A 21,581-nucleotide genomic window follows, 5' to 3' on the forward strand; every position below is an offset into this window, starting at 1 on the left:
TAGTAAAGCTTAACAAATGGATTGCTTCAAAATAACATTTTAGGTCTCACATCATTGACAAAGGTACAATTTATTGGAAAGCGTTTTGCATCTTAATTCTCCAAATCCTGCAAGACTTTTTCTAGCCGAGAAATAGCTCCGACAGGCAGGGCTGTCTTGGGATATTTCTGATTGAAGGCCAGCAGGAAGTTTAAGCGAACCTGCATTCTTTCACGAATGAGCTGTCTGTACTTGTCGTCAAAGCTTGGAACAGCATAACCCTTATAATCCAAGTATTCAAAACCTTCCAAAGGACCAAAAGGCTTAAATTTAGCCTTACCGTCTACAATCTGCTCGATAATATCTAAAGACACTTCCTTTGAGATGCCTTTACCCATATAAAAACTAGTATTGATAATATAGCAAGCGACCCCTGACTCAAATAAATGACGGAATTTCCGATAATCTTCCACCAATGGATAGACTCGGAAAGGATTGGCATAAGGCTCAATAACCAAGTCTTCGTTCAAGCCAGTGACATTCTCAGCATTGGAGCGCTTGGTCATCAGTGTGCAGCCCATTGTGGAGGCCATCAGCGGATCATTGATCTTAACCAGAGGTGGGAGAGAATCATCCTTCATAATCCAGAAGATAGCGTTGATGGGCTCATCAATCCGGTCTACGCGATTTGGAGTCGCAAAACGCGATTTGACAGTCCGTCCATTCCCGTTACGGATGTCCTCTGTTACTAGCTTTTTCCGCCCATTTTCATCCAGCGTCACTCCACAATTCTGCACGGTGACAAAGAAATCCTGCTCACTATGGCCTGTAGGATAATCATTGGTCTTGTCAAAATAAGACGGTTCGAGGGCAATAGAGGAGCCATCCTTGACCGAGATGATAAAGGCATCATCATGGAGAACCTTGATATCATATTTATGGTCATGTTTTGCATGCGTCAATGTGGATTTTCCTGAACCCGACAGTCCAAAGAAAGATGCAACATAGTCCTCTTTGTCCGTATTTTGCTTGAAAATTTTCAGACCTCCGTGGCAGGCAACATAGCCATTTCTGGCAGCTGTTCCCCACGCCAAAGTCAAGGTTGCCTTTTTCAGCTCCCCGAAATAGTTCAAGCCCAGAATAACGGCGCAATTATGATTGGTATCAAAATAAACCAAACCTTCTGGATAGTCTGGATGCTTCCACTTGGGATCAAAAAAGACAAAGATATCATTCTCTTCGTACTTTTTAGAAGCTCGTAGGCGGTTCTTAAATTCCTCATCCAAAATCTGGAAATTCAAGAGCCAAGAATAAAGATTATTGATTTCTTCCTGAGGCACCATCAGGTGGGCGCAAACCATGAAGTCCTCATCCAGCCCTACAACTGCATCTGCCTTATAAAAGGTCCTCTGATGTGCTTGGTAAACAGCACTACGAACTAGAAACAGCAAGTGCTCGTCTTCCTGACGATTTCTTCCATAAATCCGTCTAGCCTTGGCAGTTCGGCCGACAACCGCCCCCGAATTAGTCAATAAAACGCGGGCATAGGAAGGAAGCCCCAGCTCCTTAGTATGAATCACCGGCATGTCCAGCACAACCGTTCCAGCAGCTACAGAAGCCAGTTGATAGGCTTCTTCTACTGTCTTGATTGCCTGCACCTGATTCTCATAAAAGGCTGTCTCTACAATGGTCTTCAAGGGCGAAAAATAAGAAGAATCTTTTCTTATTTCTTGCGGAGAAAATTTACGACGTGTTACCATAACGATACCTCCTTTATGCTATTACTATTATTTTAGCATAAATATTCAATTATGCACGCTAAAAAATGCAGTAAAAAAGAGTCTGGGACAAAAGTCCTAGCCTCTCAATTGTCTTTGGATTGTCGAGTAAGACGCAGTGGCTGAGTGGACTCTACTACGCTGATTTTATCAGCTTTTACAGCTCTACTCAACTGTGCGGAGGTGGGACGACGAAATCGAATTCTAACGAATTACCGATTTCTGTTCCACTCTCCTATTTTTTTATAATACCAAATTCTTCATTTTTCTTTTGTTGCTGAGCTTCCTTGTGATTGTCATAAAGGTTGGCAAGGAATTTCACGATTTCCTTGAGGATAGAGTAGGTCGGAATTGCTACAATCATGCCCATAATACCATAGATATTACTTGAAAGAAGCAAGAGAACCATAATCGTAATAGGGTGCACCTTCATAACGCTCCCAACAATACGAGGATAAAGGATATTTCCATCAATCTGCTGGATAATCAACATATAGATCAAAGCCACCAACATTTTATGAGGATCGGTAAAAAAGTAGGTGATTAGCATGGGAATCAAGCCGATACTAGGCCCCACATAAGGAATTAAGTTGGCCAGAGCTGAAAAAATCGCAAAGACCAAGGCATACTTGAGTCCAATGACACTGTAACCAATATATGCTAAGGTTCCAATCAGCAAGGCATCAATCGAAATACCACTGATATAACGGGCAACCGTCGCATTGAGATTGGTCAAGAGACTAGATATATTTAGCTTATCGCGCTTGAGAACAGTCCGCTCCAGCATAGGCAAAAGCTTGTGTCCATCCATCAGGAAGTAGACCAAAAAAATCGGGGTCATGATGAGAATCATGAGGGTATTGATGACAGCAGACACTACACTACCCAGACTATTGGTAACACTATTTAAAATATTTTGCAGAATATCTACATAGGACAGATTGAGTTGCTGGATAGTAGACTGAATATTTAAACTCTTAAAGAGGGGATTTTTGGATAATTGATTGACAAAACTCTGGATTTCCCAATAGAGATTTTGCGTTGAATTAATCAAGCTGGACAGCTGGTTAATCAAAATTGGCAAAAGGTAGATTACTCCGACCGTCACTAGACCAAAGAGCAGAAAAAGAGTGATTAAAATCCCGAAAATTCGATTGATTTTCAACTTTTTTTCGAGCAGTGTCACCAGAGGATTTGTGATATAGTAGAGAAATCCTCCCATAACAAAGGGAATTAAAATCGTATTGATAACGCTCACCACCGGCGTAATCATATCTCCCATCTGGCGCCAGATGAAAAAGATAATCGTCAGCAGCAAAACTTCACTGGTCCAAAACATTAATTTACTTTTATGAAACATCTTTACTCTCCTCCAAGTTATTTTACCATAATTTATCATAAAATAAAGGTAATTTCATAAAAGAAAGAATAAAAACGGAAACATTATTCAGTTAGGAAAGGTAAGCAATTTAAGATTGGTGATCGTCTTTCTCTTTAGTTTGAACGACACTAACAGATCACCCTTGCTGAAAAGGAATTTTTAGCATGACTGACATCAAAATCATCCTTTATCAAACATAAAAAAATCACCTGAAAGCAACAGCTGAAAAGCGGAATTTTTCAAGTGATTTTTGCTATTAGCTCCATCAGGAAGCAAGGAATACAATTGAGAATGTAAAAATGTTTGAACCTGTAAACGGGTTATTATCCTTTAATCGGGATTGAAATCTCAATCAAACTATTGGTATAGATTGTCCGAATGGCAGAGGAATCAATATTCTTTTGGTCAATTTTTCGCTTCAAAAAGAATTCTCTAATTTTTTCAATTTCTTGCTCTCTGATTGCGCGATGCTTATTTGAAATGAGAATTTCATAATGGGTGGGTGCTTCTGTGAAAATAACATCGCTATTTCCAGCAGAGTAAACCTCTACCAGCGTTGCATCCGTACTTTCCAACTGATTTTTTACTAGTTCTGCATGGGTATTCGTCGTATTTATAAGCTTCATTCATTTGCCTCCTACCTTAAATCGTCGCTATTATTATAACACGTTTTTCAGGAATTGTGAATGATTGCCTGTAATTTATATCATTTTAAATATAGCAGGCTAGTTATTCTGATATTTACGCTTCCACTGCTCAACTCCCCATTTATGGCTGCCACGTTTCAATTTTTCAATGGCAAGCTCGACAGGAAACCATGCCAGATTATTGAAGTCTTCCAGTGGGTTTTCTACTTCTTGATAAGAAAGGGCTTCGTAAATATAGGCAGGATTATAAAAATGCGTGTCCCGGTGGCGAGAATAAAAATATTCGTCCGCTTGACCAAAGTAATCTCCTACTTGGATGCTAAAACCAAGCTCTTCCAGCAATTCCCGCTCGAGAGTAGCCAGCTGATCTTCTCCTTCTTCCATTTGTCCTCCGGGAAGAAACCAAGCGCCATTAGGGGCTTGTACTAAAATAATATTTTCTTTCTTTTCATCCGGAATTACTGCATAAACTCCATAGCGTGTCACATACTCGACATTTTCCTCGTGAACTCCAAAAACTGGATGGGTCATTATCTTTCCTCATTCCTTATAATCTTTATTACTATCATAAATAACTTATACTAGCCTGTCAAGAGTTTAAACTTATTTTTTCAGCTTTCACAAGGAAGCTGAATTCCTTCGTTCTCAAGTAAAAAAGCCCGCCTCAGTTGAGACGGAACTTCTTCTAGCTATCAGTCAAACCTAGTCTATTAGACTGGATTATTTTTCTTCAAAGCCTTCTGCGACTGCATCCGCAAAGTTTTCTTCTACAATGCTTGCACAGTGGTCACAGATAACTGCATGGTAGCTGCGTTCAGCAGTAGTTGGATCGATACGACGGCAACGGTCACATACTTCACCTGCAGCGCGTTCAACTGTAAAGGCAACATCCTCAAAGCTAACTGCGCCTTCTGGAGCTGCTCCTTCTGCGATGGTTAATTCTGACACGATCAAAAGTTGAGCTACATTGCTATCCACTGCTCCAAGAAGAGTTTTCACCACTTCATTTGGATAAACTGTCAAGTGCGCTTCGAGTGATTTACCGATCACTTTGGCATTACGCGCTTCTTCCAAGGCTTTTTGAGCTTGTCCACGGAAGTCCATAAAGGCTGCCCAAGTATCCAAGATTTCTTCTTGGTTAGCAAATGTTTGAGCTTCTGGCAATTCTGACAACTGAACAAAGTCTTCTGCTTCATGCTCTAGATAAGACCAGATTTCTTCCGCTGTGTGAGGAAGGATTGGTGTCAAGAGTTTCGTGATTTTGACAAGAATGTCATAGAAGACTGTCTGCATTTGGCGACGTTCGAGTGATTTGGCACCTTCGATGTAAACAACGTCTTTAGCAAAGTCAAGGTAGAAGGCTGACAAGTCAACGTTGATAAAGTTCACCAAGGCCTTGTAGATTGTCAAAAATTCAAAATCAGCATAGGCATCACAAATGGTCTTAACAAGCTGGTTAAAGCGAATAGTCATGTACTTATCAACTGAACGAAGCTCATCGTAAGCTACTGCGTCCTGCGCTGGGTTAAAGTCTGATGTATTAGCAATCAAGAAACGAAGAGTGTTACGGATCTTGCGGTAAGTTTCAGAGACTTGGCTCAAGATATCCATAGAGATACGCACGTCGTTGCTTGAGTCAACACTTGTTACCCAGAGACGCAAGATTTCCGCACCGAATTGTTTTTCAACATCGCTTGGGGCAATCGTATTTCCAAGAGATTTAGACATCTTCTCACCTTTACCATCAAGAGCAAATCCTTGTGATAAGATTTGTTTGTATGGCGCTACGCCATGATTGGCAACAGATGTGATGAGGGATGAGTTGAACCAACCACGGTATTGATCAGAACCTTCTAGGTAAAGATCAGCTGGGTATTTAAGCTCTGGACGGTTAACCACTACTCCATTCCATGATGAACCTGAGTCGAACCAAACGTCCATGATGTCCGTTTCTTTCTTGAACTCGCCATTTGGTGAACCTGGATGCGTAAATCCTTCTGGCAAGAGGTCTTTAGCATCACGTTCCCACCAGACAATAGAGCCATGCTCTTCAAAGAGTTGAGCCACGTGTTCGATGGTTTCAGCTGTCATGATTGGTGTTCCGTCTTCTGCGTAGAAGATAGGAAGGGGAACTCCCCAAGCACGTTGACGAGAGATAACCCAGTCGCCACGGTCACGAATCATGTTGTAAAGACGGACTTTACCCCATTCTGAGTGGAACTTCACTTTTTCAATTTCATCCAAGATTTCTTGGCGGAATTTAGATACAGAGGCAAACCATTGTGGCACTGCACGCCAGATGATTGGCTTCTTGGTACGCCAGTCAAATGGGTAGGAGTGAGAGATTTCTTCTTGAGCAAGGAGAAGATTTCCAAGTTTTTCAATAACAGTTGGCACAACCTTATCATAGAATTGACCTTCGAACTCAGCACCTGCATTGGCCATCATAATCCCGCGTTCGTTAACTGTTACAGCAACTTCAAGACCATTGGCAACACCGACATGGTAGTCGTCCTCACCAAAACCTGGAGCTGTATGGACGATACCTGTACCAGAGTCTGTCGTAACATGGTCACCAAGGATCACCAGCTCATCTACAGCCGTATCCCATGGGTGAGCTGTCACAATGTGGTTCAATTCTTGACCACGGTAAGTTGCCAAAACTTGTACATCAGCCCAGCCAAATTTCTCAGACAAGCTATCCAACAATTCTGAAGCAACCACAAACTTACGAGCTTCGCCAGCAGGTTGTACGACTACGTAATCAATATCCGCTCCAACTGTCAAACCACGAGAAGCTGTGATGGTAAATGGCGTAGTGGTCCATACGACGATATAAGTATCTGTATCTAGAACACCTTTCCCGTCTTTAACTGGATTAGCATAGTAAAGGGAAGTTGAAAGCAAGTCATGGTATTCAATTTCCGCTTCAGCCAGGGCTGACTCAGAAGACCATGACCAGTAAACTGGCTTGGCCCCACGGTAAATATAGCCTTTCTTAGCCATTTCACCAAAGACACGGATTTGAGCCGCTTCATAGTCTGGAGTCAAGGTCACATAAGGATTTTCCCAGTCACCAGAAACCCCCAAACGTTTAAAGTCTTCTCGTTGTTTATCTACTTGAGAAAGAGCATACTCACGGCAAAGTTTCAAGTACTCAACCAAGTCCATTTCTTTACGTTTGACACCTTGTTTTGCCAATACTTGCTCGATTGGCAGACCATGTGTATCCCAGCCTGGGATGTAAGGCGCATAAAATCCTGACATCGATTTTGAACGAACAATAATATCTTTAGAAATCTTGTTCATAGCGTGTCCAACGTGGATATTTCCGTTGGCATAGGGAGGGCCATCATGCAAGACAAAATGAGGTTTGCCTTGGTTCAATTCTTGACGGCGTTGGTAAAGTTTTGCTTCTTCCCATTCTTTTTGCCATATTGGTTCTTTATTTGGCAAGCCAGCACGCATTGGAAATGCAGTTTTCCCAAGATTCAGGGTTTCTTTGAGTTTCATTTAGTCTCCTTATTCCATCATAATTTTCAAAATAAAAAACCACAAACTTCTCCGAAAGGACGAAAATTCGTGGTACCACCTTTGTTTAGACAGGAAAAAACCTGTCCCTCTTAGCCCGTAACGTAGGCGGACGTCGTTTCCTACTCGATTCAGAAACGATGAAGCAGAATGATAAGTCAAACAAAAGGGATTACAGGTCTTTCACCACCACCTGCTCGCTGAAAATATTTTGCTTTCCTTGTGTTTCTGCACTTATAAAAGATCCACTTGAACTTTAGAATCTTCATCCAAATCTGAAAGTTCTCCAGATTCTAAAATTTCTTTCTGTTGTGCTTGGATCAGCTCTTCATCTATAGTCTGAAGAGTCTGTGTTTCTGCCAAATCTCGATTTGCTTGCTCAATTCGTTCTTGCAATTCAGCTAATTCTTCAGGTGAGAATTGGCGCGTAACATCCACTTCTTCCTCTAGCTCAACTTTTTCTCCAAGTGCTTCTTCAACTACCATTTTAAAGACTTCATCACTGGTTTGAAGATAGGTAGCAGTCGGGCGAAGGATATCTTCCCAATCTGGAGAGTCAACAATACTTAGCTGACTTTCAATTGTTGATTTGAGACGTTGATGGAAGACACGCGTTTTATTTTTCAATTCTTCTGTCTCAACAGCCACTCTCTTGGCATTGTCTGTTGCCTGACGAAGAATATCATTAGCCTTATACTTGGCTCTATCTAATAAGCGTTGCGCATCTTGCTCTGCTTGCTGCACAATATTTCCGGAACGTTCTTGTGCTGCTTGCTTGACCCGCTCTGCTGTGTCTTGTGCAATCAAAACGGACTGACTAAGCGAATCTTTCATTTCATCAAAATAAATTAGACGCTCTTCAAGATTACGGATTTTTGCTTCTTTCTCATGATTTTCACGGATTAATTCTTCATAATCACCGACAATGATATCAAGAAATTCTTCAACTTCATCAATATCGTACCCTCTAAATCTGGTCGAAAAAGCTTTATCTCTAATCTCTAGTGATGTTAGTGCCATATTTCCTCCTTATTTGCTAGGTAATAATTCAACTGTTAGTTTATGTTTCCCGTTTTTGGAAAAACCATTTTCTGTTAAAACCTTAAATCGTCCATATTTCCTAACGCTAATCAATTCACCTAAAGCAATCTGTTGACTAGGGTTATCAATGGTTCTGTAGTTTTGCTTCACCTGTTTCCCCATGATTAGTTCCACAGCTTGGCTACGCGATAATTTAAAGACTGTCGCTACCAGTTTATCCAATCTGAGACTAGATACCAAAACATCTGTTGTTTTAGTCACCGGTGACTCTTGTAACTGCTCTCTGAAATCAACTCTTCTTAGCCGAACTGGAACTTTAGCTATTTTAGAAACATTCGTAATGAAATATTCTTCTAATCTTCTATCCACAAATACTTGTGCACGGTCATCCACGACGATAATATCGCCAAACGTCCGCCTCTCAATCCCTAGCTGATGCAAAAGCGTTCCCATAATTTGTGAATGAGTTACCTTGTAGAACTTACTTGCATAGGTAATCTCTAGCAAGACCACATCAAAATCTTCGAGTTCTAATTGATAATAGCTAGGTGCAATCAACACTTTAGCAAACTCACTTGGAAGATAATCTGAACTAGCAAATACTTGCACATCATATTGCTTACTCAAATTTTTGAGAATATTGACCTGATGAGGATTCAAAAAAGCTGTCGTCTCATAGCTATATTGATTTTCTACTCTTTGAAGCAATTCCATGCTTTTATCCAGAAACTCTTGATCATCCTGAGAAAAATGCTGATAGATATTGTTTACCATAGCAATAACAAGGAAGCAAGAATATGTAGAAATAAGGTATCAAGCACTCTCAAGGCAAAAAGTGCCACCAGAACAGTAAAGTCTAATCTACCAAACTGCAAAGGTAACCTGCGGAATAAACGCAAAAATGGTTCAACCAGAGAACCGACAAGCCTTCCTAGGGCTGTTTGGTAAGCTCCAGGGAACCAAGACAAGAGTGCATAGATGAAGACGAGAAGAGAGTAAAGATCAATTAGATTAGAAACTAATTTTAAAATAAAATAAATCATTAATTATCTGCTGCGTTTCATATCAAAATCGTATTCACTCAGATCCACATCGTTTGGAAGGCGAATATCTTCTACATTGACAACAACGTTGATTGGAGTAAGCAAATACATAGTACTAGCAACTTTTCTCAAGTTTCCAGCCAAAACATAGCGGGCCCCATCAAGATAATCCAAACAACGTCTTGCTTGTACTTCTGTCATATATTGGAAGTCAATCAAGATACTCTCATTCGCCACAAGTAAATCAACAACCTCTGTTGCTTCCTCATATTTTTTCGGATAGCGAACATCAATCGTAACCTTCTCACTAGATTTCACTCGATGCTGAGCGAGTTCTTGTTGGCGAGCATGCAATCTAGTAATATTTTCCGTTGCAGGCTTTTGTTGGACTTGTGAAGAAGCTACACGAGTACGTGCGCTTTCCTTTGCTGATGCAGCCGGAACTGGCTCAATCTCTGCAGGCTTCAAAACAGAATCAGATTCATCTAAAGGCTGTACTGGTAAGTCAGACTTTTCTCCATCTTCTGTAAAGTATTCTATAAATTTATCAAATTTATCTTTAAATGACATAGTTCTTTCCTATTTAAAAAATGCTGTTCCGATTCTGACATAGGTTGAGCCGTTGGTAATCGCTTCGGGATAGTCACGGCTCATTCCCATACTCAAATCAGAAAAGGGCATGTTTTTTAACTGTTTGCTTTGTAAGTTTTGTTGAAGTTGATGTGCCTCTGAAAAAATCTGATTCAGCTCTTGATGATCAGCTTCGAGTGGAGCCATGGTCATCAGGCCAACAATGCAAATATTTTCTAAGGCTGCAAGCTCTGGTAAAACACTATCTAGTTCTTCAACTAAAAAACCGTGCTTGCTTTCTTCTTTTGAAATATTGACTTGCAAGAAACAATTAATCACATGATCTGCTCGCTTGTTGATTTCTTGAGCCAATTTGACAGAGTCTAAAGCATGGAAATAATCAACATAGTTGATCACATCTTTCACTTTTCTTCTCTGCAAACTACCAATTAAATGCCAAGTAAGATTCTCTTCCTTTAAGGCATGATATTTTTCAAGAAACTTATCTACTCGATTTTCTCCAATATGTTTGATTCCTGTATCCACGAGTTTTTTCGCTGTCTCACAGTCAACATACTTGGTAACCGCAATGATGTTTACGGAGTCCTTCAATCGATTTTCTTTTTCAACTATTTGAGCAACATTTTGAAAAATTAAATCTTTATTTGCTTGAAAATCCATTTAATTAGCGATTTCTAAAGAATGGCGGTGTTTCAAGTTCGTCATCTTCTTCCTTAATATCTGTAAAGCGCTCTACACGGCTAGAAGGCACAGGTTCTGCTTGACGAACGATTGATTCACGGCGTAAATCCCAGTCTCCAAAAGCTGAAGCTCTAGAAGTTTCTACAGTTGAGCGATGAGAAGGAGCTGGCATTTCTCTTGTTTCTGCCATATCAAAGTTTCGATCATAATGAGCAGATGATTGTGCTGAACGTACTTGCTCAACTCGGCTCGCAGGTTTAACACCTTGCAATCCACTTACCTTATCAACCTTATCCTCTTTAACACCTGTTGCAACAACAGTTACACGGATTTCATCCTTCATAGACTCATCAATAGAAGTACCGAGCCAGATGTTAACACCATGACCAGCTGCCTGATTAACGATTTCAGAAGCTTCTTCTGCTTCAATCAAGGTCATGTCTAGGCCACCAGTAACGTTGACGATCACGTCTTCTGCACCGTCAATAGTTGTCTCAAGAAGTGGAGAGTAGATAGCTTTGCGAGCTGCTTCGATAACACGTTCTTCACCGCTTCCGATACCGATACCCATCAAAGCATTACCTTTGTTTTCCATAACAGTCTTCACGTCTGCAAAGTCAAGGTTGATCAAGCCAGGACTAGTAATCAAGTCAGTAATACCCTGAACCCCTTGGCGCAATACGTTATCAGCTTCACTCAAGGCTTCAAGAAGCGGAGTTTTCTTGTCAACAATTTCCAAAAGGTTGTTGTTTGAAATGATCAAAAGAGTATCTACATGTTCACGCAACTCATTGATTCCTTCGATAGCAAAGTTGCCACGTTTAGCACCTTCAAAACCAAATGGACGGGTTACAACTGCTACAGTTAGGGCGCCTACTGATTTAGCGATGCGGGCAATAACTGGTGCAGCACCTGTACCAGAGCCACCACCCATACCAGCAGTGATAAAGACCATGTCTGCTCCTTGAAGGGCTTCTGTCAAAACTTCTTCGCTTTCTTCAGCTGCTTTTCGACCAACCTCAGGTTGACCTCCGGCACCCAGACCACGAGTCAACTTAGGACCAAGCTGGATAACTGTTTCTGCTTTTGCACTGCTAAGTGCTTGCACATCTGTATTTGCTGCGATAAATTCTACGCCAGCTAGACCTTCATCGATCATTCGGTTAATAGCGTTTCCACCGCCACCGCCGACACCAATTACTTTAATGACTGCGCCTTGTGCAGCAGCCGCATCAAATGAAAATGTCATAATCTATTTATTCTCCTTACTCAAACATATTACCAATTAAATTGCGCATCTTATCTGTAAGACTAGCTTTTGGTTCCTCTTGTGGTTCTTCATTTCTAAGCGGTGCAATTTCTGGTTCCACCTCTTGAACTGGTTGAACTGGTTCAACCGGCTGATGATCAAAGCGAGGTACTCTATGACTTGGACGTTCAAAGCTAGTTGCTTGATGACGCAACTGCTCGTCTCCATGAACAGCAGCTTGTGCAATTCGATCCACTTCGGTCAGATTGCCAGCATACTCTGAAAGACTAATCACGTGGGCAAAAGCTGGATTACGGATACCGATTTGATTTGGCACATACAATTTGGCATGAACGCCAAATACTTCCTGAGCTAATTCTACAACGCCAGGTAAGATCGCTCCACCACCTACGATGACGATACCACCAGGAAGATCTAACACGTGTCTTCTATCTAAATCTTGCTTGATTTGTTCAAAAACATGTTTGATACGAGCAGAGATGATTTCAGCTAGATAGGTTTCTGTTATTTCAACTGGATTAACTTCCCCGATGACTTCAACTGGGAAAGATTCAGTGCCTGCAAATGGTACATAAGCTACACCATAGTTAAATTTCAAACTTTCTGCCAATTTCTGAGAGGTTTTCAAGACTTTTGAAATGTCTTTGGTAACATAATCGCCACCTTCTTGGTAGATATTGGTAAATTGTAATTCTTGATTTTTTACAGAAGCAACTGTAGTTTGTCCGCCACCCATATCAATGACTGTCGCACCAAACTCCCGCTCCCCTTCGTTCAAGATGGATTTTGTCATCGCTAATGGAGAAATGATAATATTTTCCAATTTAACTCCTGCACGCTCCACTGTTTTACGGAGATTGTGCAAGATTGTACGAGGACCAGTGTAGAGCAGGCCACGCATTTCTAAGCGAATTCCCATCATGCCACGAGGGTCACGGATACCTTGGAAGCCATCAACAACAAACTCTTCTGGAATGAAGGTAATCACTTCACGGTCAGGAGTCATGCTCTTGGTCAAGGCAGATCTTACGACACTCTCAACATCTTCATCGGTAATTTCTTTAGAGTCACTAATCACAGGAATCATACCTTGAGTCGGCTCAATTTGCAGTAGATTTGCAGGCAAGCCAACGTTCACTAAGCCAATCGAAATCCCCGCTTTTTCTTCTGCTTGAGAAATTGCTGACTTAATAGCCGCTGCTGCTGCTTCAATATCGACAATAATCCCATCTTTAACGCCAGCACTCTTTGCATTGCTGACTCCGATAACATTCATTTCACCATTGATGTGCTCTGCCACCAACACTTTAATTGTGCTACTTCCTATATCTAATCCAGTAAAAAAGCCATCTCTAGCCATTACATCAGTCCTCTCTGTCTTCCACGTTTCCATTCTAATACAAATAACTCTAGAAAATAGGGTTATCCAAACTTTATTATATCATAAAAATACGAAATTGGCGCAGTTTTTTATCTATAATAATTAGTTATTTTCAGAAATCTCTGGCTTTTCTGCCTGAGATTGAGCAGAATGCTCGGTAGATTGCTCTGCATGTTGAGTTGAAGATTCTGTATCTTGCGCATCGTTACTAGCTTCATGGATAACTTCATTTTCTGTTCCTTGCGCATAGCTAAAAATACCAGCCTCCATATCGACCACGCTTGGCACTTCCAACTGAGGATGAATTCCTTCATAGTAGGGAAGTTTCTTAGCAATGTGAGAAATTGGAACCAAAATTTGGTGCTCATCAGACATGGTGATGCTCACTAAATCTTCTGTCACCTTGCTAGGAGTTAAATCAACTTTTCTAATGCTCTTTTTGACTGAATCAGGAACATTCTTCAGTTGTTGAACAAACTCCTTGATCAAGCCTGCATCCGAGAAGGTCACATCCATCCGCTCTTCGGGCAAAGCATCAGCCCCGACCTCTTTTTTTACGTATTCTCCACTTGTTAAAATAGGATAATACTTAGAATCTTTCTGCAAATAACCTAAAATGCCATATTCCTGAACATCGATTTTGAAAGTCAGCGGAAATTGATAGGTCATCTCTACATTTTCAATCCATGGGCTAGAAGCTTTCAGATTTTGCTCATAATGATGGCGATTTTTGTAAACAGTGACAGTGTAATCGCGCTGATCGATTTTGCTACTGCTTCTTAGCTCCTCCTGACTCACAACCTTGTTTCCTGTAAATTCAATGGTCTTCATAGTTGCAAGCGGTGTGAGGAAATAAAGGGAAGCTAAAAAAACTAGGGAGCTTGTCACTAAAACTGGCAAAGCTCGATACCAGTGAATTTTCTCAATTGGAACTTTTAGAAGCTCAACCTGCTCTATTTCTTCTTCATCTTGCTCTTGATCCTGAACCTCGGCTTCATCCTGCTCCTCAACTTCAGATTCAGAATCTTGCACTTCAGTTTCTTCTTCATTTGTAGGAGAGTCTGTGTCAATTTCTTCGGAGACTGTATCTTCTTCGTTAGAAGGCTCCTGATTTTCCAGTTCCGCCTTCATTTCTTCTTTTTTCTGCTCTAGTTCAGCTCTTTTTTTCTCTAACTCAGCTTGCTTTTTTGCCTTTTCTTGAGCTTTTTTCTCAAGATACTCTTTGTTTCTGACTTGCCATTCAGAAAGAAAAAGTTGAGCAGTTTCTTGCTTATCTTCCTTGCTTTTTTTCATTTTTTCCCTTTGTCAATATCTTGCTTCAAAATTTCATAAAAATCATATACTGATGTTAGTTCAGGTGCTTTTTCCATTCGTTGATAATAAGCATCCTTTTCTCTTAGTAAATCATCCACTGCTACTTGGAGATTGACCCGATTCAAGTTTTCTTCATTGATTTTAAGCGCATAGCCTTTTTCCAAAAAGTAATTGGCATTTTCAATCTGATCTCCTCGACTTGCCCCCAGCCCTAAAGGTACAATCACTTGCAACTTCTTCATAGCCAGTAATTCAAAGATGGTATTGGAACCACCTCGTGTCACGACGACATCTGCCATAGCCATCAACGGCTGATACAGATCTGTCACATAGGATACCCGATAGATACGGTAGGAAAGTTCATCCAAGCTAGCATCGCCCGTCAGATTGATAATATTATATTTTTCAATCAAGCGATCCTTATTTTTTGTAATAAAATCATTGAAAACTTTCGCGCCTCCTGAACCACCGACAAAGAGCAAGGTAGGTTTTCCTTCTGTGAAATGGGCCTTAATTTTCTCAATCTCAGCTGGTTCTGTTTGAGGGAGGGCCGCAATCTTGGTCACCGCTCCAACATGTTCAGCCTTGCTCAGTCCTTCAGCTTGCTCAAAAGTCGTGAACATCTTTGTCGCGCATTTATAACCAATTTTATTAGCCAAACCAAGCGACAAATCAGACTCATGAATGAAGACTGGAACGCCCATCACCTTCGCCGCAATCACTGGCGGAACAGACACAAAGCCTCCTTTTGAAAATAGGGCTTTGGGACGGACTTTTAACATAATCCCCAGCGACTGGAGAATGCCACCCGTCACTTTAAAAACATCCCAGAGATTCTGCCAAGAAAAATAGCGACGAAGCTTGCCAGTTGCAATCGAATGGAAAACAACAGGTAGACCTGATTTCTGAATTTCCTTGTACTCAATCCCATGGCGGTCACCGATATAATGAACTTCCCAGCCCTCTTCGATAAATTTAGGCATCAGCAAAAGATTGAGGGTCACATGGCCAACTGTCCCTCCGCCTGTAAATACTATTTTTTTCATTTTATCCCTTTAATTCTTTAAATACTGCAAGGAACTCATCGCCCCGTACTTCAAAATTCTTATACATATCCCAGCTGGCATTGGCTGGACTGAGGAGGACAACATCCCCAGGCTCCGCCACAGAAAAGGCCTTGCGAGTAGCATCTCTGACATCTGAAGCGTCCACATAGCTTACTTCTGCCTGATCCGCAGCCCGCTTGACACGCGCAGCAGATTCTCCCAGAATCACCATTTTTTTCAAGCCCTTGATATCTGGTACCAATTCATCAAATTCATTGCCACGATCCAGACCACCAGCAATCAGAATGACCTTGCTATTGTCAAAGCCTGACAAAGCTTTTTGTGTCGCTAAGATATTAGTTGATTTACTGTCATTGTAAAATTTGACTTGATTGATTTCGCCCACATACTGGAGACGATGCTTGACACCACCAAAATGAGCCAGAGTTTCTTTAATCACTTGATTGTCAACCCCACGCAGTTTGGCGACAGCAATGGTTGCTAGAGCATTTTCTACATTATGGCTACCAGGCACGCCTAGTTCAGAAGCTTTCATAATGGCTTCCCCACGGAAGGTCAGCACATCGCCGTCCAGATAAGCTCCATCGACCTGTTCTTGGGTTGAAAAAGGAATCACCTGGGCTGTCGTTTTCTTAGCCAATTCTTTCGCCAAGTCTTGATTAAAATTCAACACAATGTAGTCAGAAGCGGTCATATTTTTTTGGATATTCCACTTGGCTGCCACATAATCTTCAAAAGAGCCGTGATAGTCAAGATGTGTCGGCATCAGATTGGTAATCACCGCTATTTCAGGATGGAAGGCTTCAATTCCCATTAGTTGGAAAGAAGAAAGTTCCATGATCAGAGTATCTGTTTCACCAGCATCTTGGGCAACTTGACTAGCTGGAAATCCGATATTTCCTGATAAAAGACCATTTTGTCCACCAGCTGTTAGCACTTCCGCAATCATGGTCGTGGTGGTGGTTTTTCCATTTGAGCCAGTAATCCCGATAATCGGCGCATCTGAAATCAGATAAGCCAGCTCCACTTCGGTAATAACGGGAATCTTCTTTTCCAAAGCTCTTATGACCATAGGATTATTGTAAGGAATGCCTGGATTTTTTACCATCCACTCAAAATCTTCATCCAGCAGTTCCAAAGGATGACCACCTGTCACGACCTTAATTCCTTCTTCGAGCAAAGATTGGGCTGCTGGATTTTCCTCAAAGGGTTTCCCATCATTGACCGTCACAATCGCCCCCAGTTTATCTAAAAGACGAGCAGCTGACTCCCCAGATTTGGCCAAACCCAACACCAAGACTTTCTTATTGGCAAATTTTGAAATAGTCTTCATCATGTACCTCTTCATTCATACTACCTTCTATTTTACCTTTTTTTGCGAAAATAAAAAAGTCATATCAGGCTTTTATTAAAAGCTGTTAACAGCTTTTAATAAATAAGAAGAAACTTTATTCTCTTTGAAATCTTTGAAAAACCTTTTTATACAAGCAAAGACTATCCAAAACATTTAATTGCCAGTGTCTTATCAAACCTGACCTACTCACTGATAGTCAACAGCATTCAAAAGAATTAGGCTCTCGTCAAATGAAAAAATATCCGTATCTGTATTTGTTTCTACTCAGATAAAATCACTATCGAAGGATCTCGCATTAGTTAAACAAAAGGAATTAGGCTACCGAAAGTCTACACGAACTTTGGAATCCTAATTCCTTCCTTATAGTTTATGAGTTTAAAGTTCTTTTGATTTCTGAGATGGTACTAGACGCTCGATGTCCATCAAGGCCCACACTGTAATAATAATCAAAAAGATACTCACAAATAATTCTCCAGGCAATTTAAAAATTTGAAAAATTGCCAAAGCAAGCAAAATGATCAAGGCAACCAGCAAGAGTACAAATGTCAAGACATTCAGTGTTCCCTTAATACTAGTTGGAATGGCAAATACATAGAAAAGCAGGATCAATATTCCAATAATCAGGTAAATCATGCTGCTCCTTTCTACCACCAGTCAACTAAATGATTTATTCTGCTGCTTGTTTTTTCTTATTTTTATTAGCTTTCTCGCGTTCTTGCTTGTTCAAGATTTGTTTACGCAAACGGATAGACTCTGGTGTTACTTCCATGTACTCATCGTCGTTCAAGAACTCAAGTGACTCTTCCAGGGTCAAGATACGAGGTGTCTTGATAACAGCTGTTTGGTCCTTGGTAGCTGAACGAACGTTAGTCATCTGCTTAGCTTTGGTGATATTAACAGTCAAGTCGTTTTCACGAGAGTTTTCACCGATGATCATTCCTTCATAAACCTCAGTACCTGGGTTGACAAAGATAGTACCGCGTTCTTCAATAGACATGATAGAGTATGTTGTAGCCTTACCAGCATCAATTGATACAAGGGCACCACGATGGCGACCACCAATTTCACCAGGAATCACTGGTAGGTATTGATCAAAGGTATGGTTCATGATACCGTAACCGCGAGTCATAGATAAGAACTCAGTAGAGTATCCGATCAAACCACGCGCTGGAACAAGGAAGACCAAACGAGTTTGACCATTACCAGTTGAAATCATATCCAACATTTCACCCTTACGTTCAGAAAGGCTTTGGATAACAGATCCTTGGTATTCTTCTGGAGTGTCGATTTGAACACGTTCAAATGGCTCACATTTAACACCATCGATTTCTTTAATGATAACTTCTGGACGAGACACTTGCAGCTCATAGCCTTCACGGCGCATGGTTTCGATCAAGATAGACAAGTGCAATTCTCCACGTCCTGAAACAGTCCACTTATCTGGTGAATCAGTCGGATCCACACGAAGAGAAACGTCTGTTTGCAATTCTGCTTGCAAGCGTTCTTCTACCTTACGAGAAGTCACCCATTTTCCTTCACGACCGGCAAATGGTGAGTTGTTGACCAAGAAAGTCATTTGAAGCGTTGGCTCATCGATGTGTAGGATTGGAAGAGCTTCTACTGCGTCTGTCGGTGTAATGGTTTCACCGACAAATATATCTTCCATACCAGAAACGGCAATCAAATCACCAGCTTTTGCTTCTTGGATTTCACGACGTTCCAAACCAAAGAAACCGAAGAGTTTTGTAACACGGAAGTTCTTGGTTGTGCCATCTAGTTTAGAGAGGGTAACTTGGTCACCCACCTTAACAGTTCCACGGAAGACACGTCCGATACCGATACGACCTACGAAGTCATTATAGTCCAAAAGAGACACTTGGAACTGCAAAGGCTCGTCTGAGTTGTCTACTGGAGCTGGGATATGGTCGATGATGGTATCGAAGATTGGTGCCATTGTTTTTTCTTGATCAGCAGGATCATCTGACAATGAAGAAGTTCCGTTAATCGCTGAAGCATAAACAACTGGGAAATCAAGCTGGTCATCGTCTGCACCAAGCTCGATGAAGAGTTCCAAGACTTCGTCCACTACTTCTGCTGGACGAGCTGATGGTTTGTCGATTTTGTTGACAACCACGATTGGGACAAGGTCTTGTTCCAAGGCTTTTTTCAATACGAAACGAGTTTGTGGCATAGTTCCTTCGTAGGCATCCACAACCAAAACAACACCGTCAACCATTTTCATGATCCGCTCAACTTCTCCACCGAAGTCCGCGTGCCCAGGTGTGTCCATGATATTAATACGAGTTCCATTGTAAGCAACGGCTGTATTTTTTGCAAGAATAGTAATTCCGCGCTCTTTCTCGATATCGTTTGAATCCATCGCACGCTCTGCCAATTCAGTACGTGCATCAAGCGTTTCTGATTGTTTCAATAATTCGTCAACGAGGGTTGTTTTCCCATGGTCAACGTGGGCGATAATCGCAATGTTACGGATATCTTCTCTTAATTTTGTCATGATTTCCTCTAAATCTTATTATTTATTTCCAACTAAAAATTATAACACAGTTTTTTCCAAAAAACACGGGCTAACCAAGTGTAAATGTTTTCATAGGCAAATCGTAAACTGTAGCTATTTTTGCAATTTTACTTCCGAAAGTGTATGATAAAAAGAAAAAAAGAATCGCTCTAAACCTTTGAAAGGAAAACTCATGCGCCTTGATAAATTCTTAGCCCTAGCTAAGATTAGCCGAAAAGAGATGAAACAAAAACTGCGACTAAGGCAGATTGTAATTGACGGTCAAGCAGCTCGCTCCCTCAGCCAAAATGTTGATAGTGGCCTCCAGTCCATTAGCCTAGCTGGTAAACCTTTAAACCACCTAGCCCACCATTATTTTCTGATGAACAAGCCCGCCGGTACTGTCACTGCCAATTCTGACGCAGACAAGCTGACTGTCCTAGATCTAATTACACCAGAAGATTTTAACGACCAGCTTTACGCCATCGGCCGTTTGGATCGCGACACACGGGGTCTACTTCTGATCACAGATAATGGGCCACTGGGTTTTCAGCTCCTCCATCCACAATACCATATCGCAAAGACCTACTATGTCGAAGTCAACGGCCCTCTTGACCAAGAAGCCACAATCGCTTTTCAGCAAGACATTGTTTTTCTGGATGGCACTCGTTGCAAGCCTGCCCAACTCCAGATTCACACGACTAGCTTCGAGCACTCCACCGCCTCAGTTACCATTTCTGAAGGGAAATTTCATCAGGTCAAGAAAATGTTTCTAGCAGTTGGTGTCAAGGTCACCTATCTCAAACGCACTCATTTCGGTGATTTTCAGCTGGACCCCAATCTAACAGAAGGCAGTTATCGACCGCTGAATCCTTCCGAACTCGAGATTATCAGAGGCTATTTGGAACAAACCTGGTAAAACAAAAAGGCTTATTCAAGCCTTTTTATTATTTATTACATAAATCCATTCATAGTCAGAAGAATTCCTGCAATCCAGTTGATAACAGAAATGACAATACCGACGATATTAAGAATTCTTTCTGTTTTATAATCTAATCGAGTTTCTTTTTAATGAGAATTGCCCAAAATCAGACCGATAATATCTAAAACAAGGCCAATTAAATTATAAGTAGTTAGCTTTGTATATATTTCTACAAAGAATCAGCTTGTCTTAACCTTGCCAGTCCAAGAATCAAGACCGTAAGACAGGATATAAACATCATTAAAACCTTGCTTCTTCAAGTAGATTGCTGCATTGGTCACACGTTGGCCACGGCTATTTTCATAAAGAAGAACTGGTTTGTCTTTGCGAAGCGCATTGATACTAGACTTGAGCTGTTGAGACGGAATATTGCGTGCACCCAAGATATGCTTGCTATGGAAATCGGATGGATCACGCAGGTCAATCAATTGCCCCTGACGAATCAAAGCTTCAAACTCACTATTATCTACTACCTTAGCTGCACGACGAATACGGAAATAATTGAAGCCCATCCAAGCCAACATTCCCAGCAAAATTGCCCATAAAATCCAAATTCCCATTCTAGTTTCTCCCTTTATCTTCTAAATACTTCAACTCTGCTTGATGCTCTCTGCGCAGGACAGCCTCAGCCTCCAGATAGTCAAGCTTATCCATCAGGTCGGCATCGTAAATCCGCTCCAACTCAATTTTCATCATTTCAATATCATAAAGACGCTTGCCCATATAGATAATGATCCCGAAATTTTTAAGAAATTGCTGCACATCATAGAGTGTTTTCATGAGCTATATTTTATCAGATTTTAGCAAAGTTTTCAAGATGGCAAAACAGAAAAGACAGCCACGGAGACTGCCTTTTCAGGAGATTATTATGAAAAAGAAAAGTTTAGGAGTTCTATCAAACAAAGTTAGGAGGTCTTCATTTGATAATCTTAGTATAAGGGAAGAAGCTTAAACAATCCTTAAGAAAAAACAGAGAGTGGGACAGAAATCGGTAATTCGTTAGAATTCGATTTCGTCGTCCCACCT

General features: G+C 41.0%; 20 protein-coding genes, 1 pseudogene and 1 other annotated feature. Of the genes and pseudogenes, 1 reads left to right on the forward strand and 20 read right to left on the reverse strand.

Features of this window, described 5'->3' with window-relative positions:
• Nucleotides 1–92 precede the first annotated feature (92 nt).
• The 17 genes from FXF62_RS08230 to typA form a co-directional block, all read right to left on the reverse strand.
• A complete protein-coding gene (locus FXF62_RS08230) occupies nt 93–1,739 on the reverse strand; it encodes a phosphoenolpyruvate carboxykinase (ATP) (RefSeq protein ID WP_149518374.1) in 1,647 nt (548 codons plus the stop codon).
• 253 nt (nt 1,740–1,992) lie between these two features.
• The gene (locus tag FXF62_RS08240) at nt 1,993–3,117 is read right to left on the reverse strand and encodes an AI-2E family transporter (RefSeq protein ID WP_015605492.1); all 1,125 of its coding nucleotides are present in this window, start codon (nt 3,115–3,117) and stop codon (nt 1,993–1,995) included.
• Between the two features lie 344 nt (nt 3,118–3,461).
• Nucleotides 3,462–3,764 carry a DUF1827 family protein gene (locus FXF62_RS08245; RefSeq protein ID WP_015605493.1) on the reverse strand — a complete coding sequence of 101 codons (303 nt, stop codon included), beginning with the start codon at nt 3,762–3,764 and terminating at the stop codon, nt 3,462–3,464.
• A gap of 99 nt (nt 3,765–3,863) precedes the next feature.
• On the reverse strand, nt 3,864–4,316 hold the full coding sequence (locus FXF62_RS08250) for an NUDIX domain-containing protein (protein ID WP_149518375.1): 453 nt from the start codon (nt 4,314–4,316) through the stop codon (nt 3,864–3,866).
• 189 nt (nt 4,317–4,505) lie between these two features.
• Entirely contained in the window at nt 4,506–7,298 is a 2,793-nt protein-coding gene (gene ileS, locus FXF62_RS08255) for an isoleucine--tRNA ligase (protein WP_149518376.1), read from the reverse strand.
• Between the two features lie 52 nt (nt 7,299–7,350).
• Nucleotides 7,351–7,554: a binding site (T-box leader), on the reverse strand.
• Entirely contained in the window at nt 7,551–8,336 is a 786-nt protein-coding gene (locus FXF62_RS08260) for a DivIVA domain-containing protein (RefSeq protein WP_149518377.1), read from the reverse strand. It overlaps the preceding feature by 4 nt.
• Before the next feature lie 9 nt (nt 8,337–8,345).
• The gene (locus FXF62_RS08265) at nt 8,346–9,131 is read right to left on the reverse strand and encodes a YlmH family RNA-binding protein (RefSeq protein WP_149518378.1); all 786 of its coding nucleotides are present in this window, start codon (nt 9,129–9,131) and stop codon (nt 8,346–8,348) included.
• A complete protein-coding gene (locus FXF62_RS08270; protein ID WP_125373609.1) occupies nt 9,125–9,400 on the reverse strand; it encodes a YggT family protein in 276 nt (91 codons plus the stop codon). Before FXF62_RS08270 ends, FXF62_RS08265 begins: the two co-directional genes overlap by 7 nt.
• 3 nt (nt 9,401–9,403) lie before the next feature.
• Complete coding sequence (locus FXF62_RS08275) at nt 9,404–9,970, reverse strand: cell division protein SepF (protein WP_149518379.1); 567 nt, start codon at nt 9,968–9,970, stop codon at nt 9,404–9,406.
• Nucleotides 9,971–9,979: 9 nt separating this feature from the next.
• A complete protein-coding gene (locus FXF62_RS08280) occupies nt 9,980–10,651 on the reverse strand; it encodes a YggS family pyridoxal phosphate-dependent enzyme (RefSeq protein WP_149518380.1) in 672 nt (223 codons plus the stop codon).
• A 4-nt stretch (nt 10,652–10,655) separates the two neighbouring features.
• On the reverse strand, nt 10,656–11,921 hold the full coding sequence (gene ftsZ, locus FXF62_RS08285; protein WP_149518381.1) for a cell division protein FtsZ: 1,266 nt from the start codon (nt 11,919–11,921) through the stop codon (nt 10,656–10,658).
• 16 nt (nt 11,922–11,937) lie between these two features.
• Nucleotides 11,938–13,302, reverse strand: coding sequence for a cell division protein FtsA (gene ftsA / locus FXF62_RS08290; protein ID WP_149518382.1), 1,365 nt, complete (start codon nt 13,300–13,302; stop codon nt 11,938–11,940).
• Between the two features lie 123 nt (nt 13,303–13,425).
• Nucleotides 13,426–14,616 (reverse strand): cell division protein FtsQ/DivIB, encoded by a 1,191-nt coding sequence (locus FXF62_RS08295; protein WP_149518383.1) that lies wholly within the window; start codon nt 14,614–14,616, stop codon nt 13,426–13,428.
• The gene (locus FXF62_RS08300) at nt 14,613–15,683 is read right to left on the reverse strand and encodes a UDP-N-acetylglucosamine--N-acetylmuramyl-(pentapeptide) pyrophosphoryl-undecaprenol N-acetylglucosamine transferase (RefSeq protein WP_149518384.1); all 1,071 of its coding nucleotides are present in this window, start codon (nt 15,681–15,683) and stop codon (nt 14,613–14,615) included. The genes FXF62_RS08295 and FXF62_RS08300 overlap by 4 nt, the downstream gene beginning before the upstream one ends.
• A gap of 1 nt (nt 15,684) precedes the next feature.
• Nucleotides 15,685–17,037 (reverse strand): UDP-N-acetylmuramoyl-L-alanine--D-glutamate ligase, encoded by a 1,353-nt coding sequence (murD, locus tag FXF62_RS08305; RefSeq protein WP_149518450.1) that lies wholly within the window; start codon nt 17,035–17,037, stop codon nt 15,685–15,687.
• Between the two features lie 396 nt (nt 17,038–17,433).
• Nucleotides 17,434–17,691, reverse strand: coding sequence for a DUF3165 family protein (locus FXF62_RS08310; RefSeq protein WP_005590808.1), 258 nt, complete (start codon nt 17,689–17,691; stop codon nt 17,434–17,436).
• 34 nt (nt 17,692–17,725) lie between these two features.
• Nucleotides 17,726–19,573, reverse strand: coding sequence for a translational GTPase TypA (gene typA / locus FXF62_RS08315; protein WP_149518385.1), 1,848 nt, complete (start codon nt 19,571–19,573; stop codon nt 17,726–17,728).
• A 193-nt stretch (nt 19,574–19,766) separates the two neighbouring features.
• Here typA and FXF62_RS08320 point away from each other — a divergent pair, with 193 nt between their 5' ends.
• Nucleotides 19,767–20,492, forward strand: coding sequence for a 16S rRNA pseudouridine(516) synthase (locus FXF62_RS08320; protein ID WP_149518386.1), 726 nt, complete (start codon nt 19,767–19,769; stop codon nt 20,490–20,492).
• A 35-nt stretch (nt 20,493–20,527) separates the two neighbouring features.
• Here the strand turns inward: FXF62_RS08320 and FXF62_RS10915 are convergent.
• From FXF62_RS10915 to FXF62_RS08335, 3 genes and pseudogenes are all read right to left on the reverse strand, one after another.
• Nucleotides 20,528–20,695, reverse strand: a pseudogene (locus tag FXF62_RS10915) (DUF4190 domain-containing protein); the annotation flags it as partial.
• A gap of 39 nt (nt 20,696–20,734) precedes the next feature.
• A complete protein-coding gene (locus FXF62_RS08330) occupies nt 20,735–21,115 on the reverse strand; it encodes a rhodanese-like domain-containing protein (RefSeq protein ID WP_149518387.1) in 381 nt (126 codons plus the stop codon).
• A 1-nt stretch (nt 21,116) separates the two neighbouring features.
• Complete coding sequence (locus tag FXF62_RS08335; protein ID WP_149518388.1) at nt 21,117–21,335, reverse strand: YqgQ family protein; 219 nt, start codon at nt 21,333–21,335, stop codon at nt 21,117–21,119.
• Between the last annotated feature and the right edge of the window lie 246 nt (nt 21,336–21,581).

This window comes from Streptococcus cristatus (genome assembly GCF_008369405.1).
GTDB classification, from domain to species: Bacteria; Bacillota; Bacilli; order Lactobacillales; family Streptococcaceae; genus Streptococcus; species Streptococcus cristatus_G.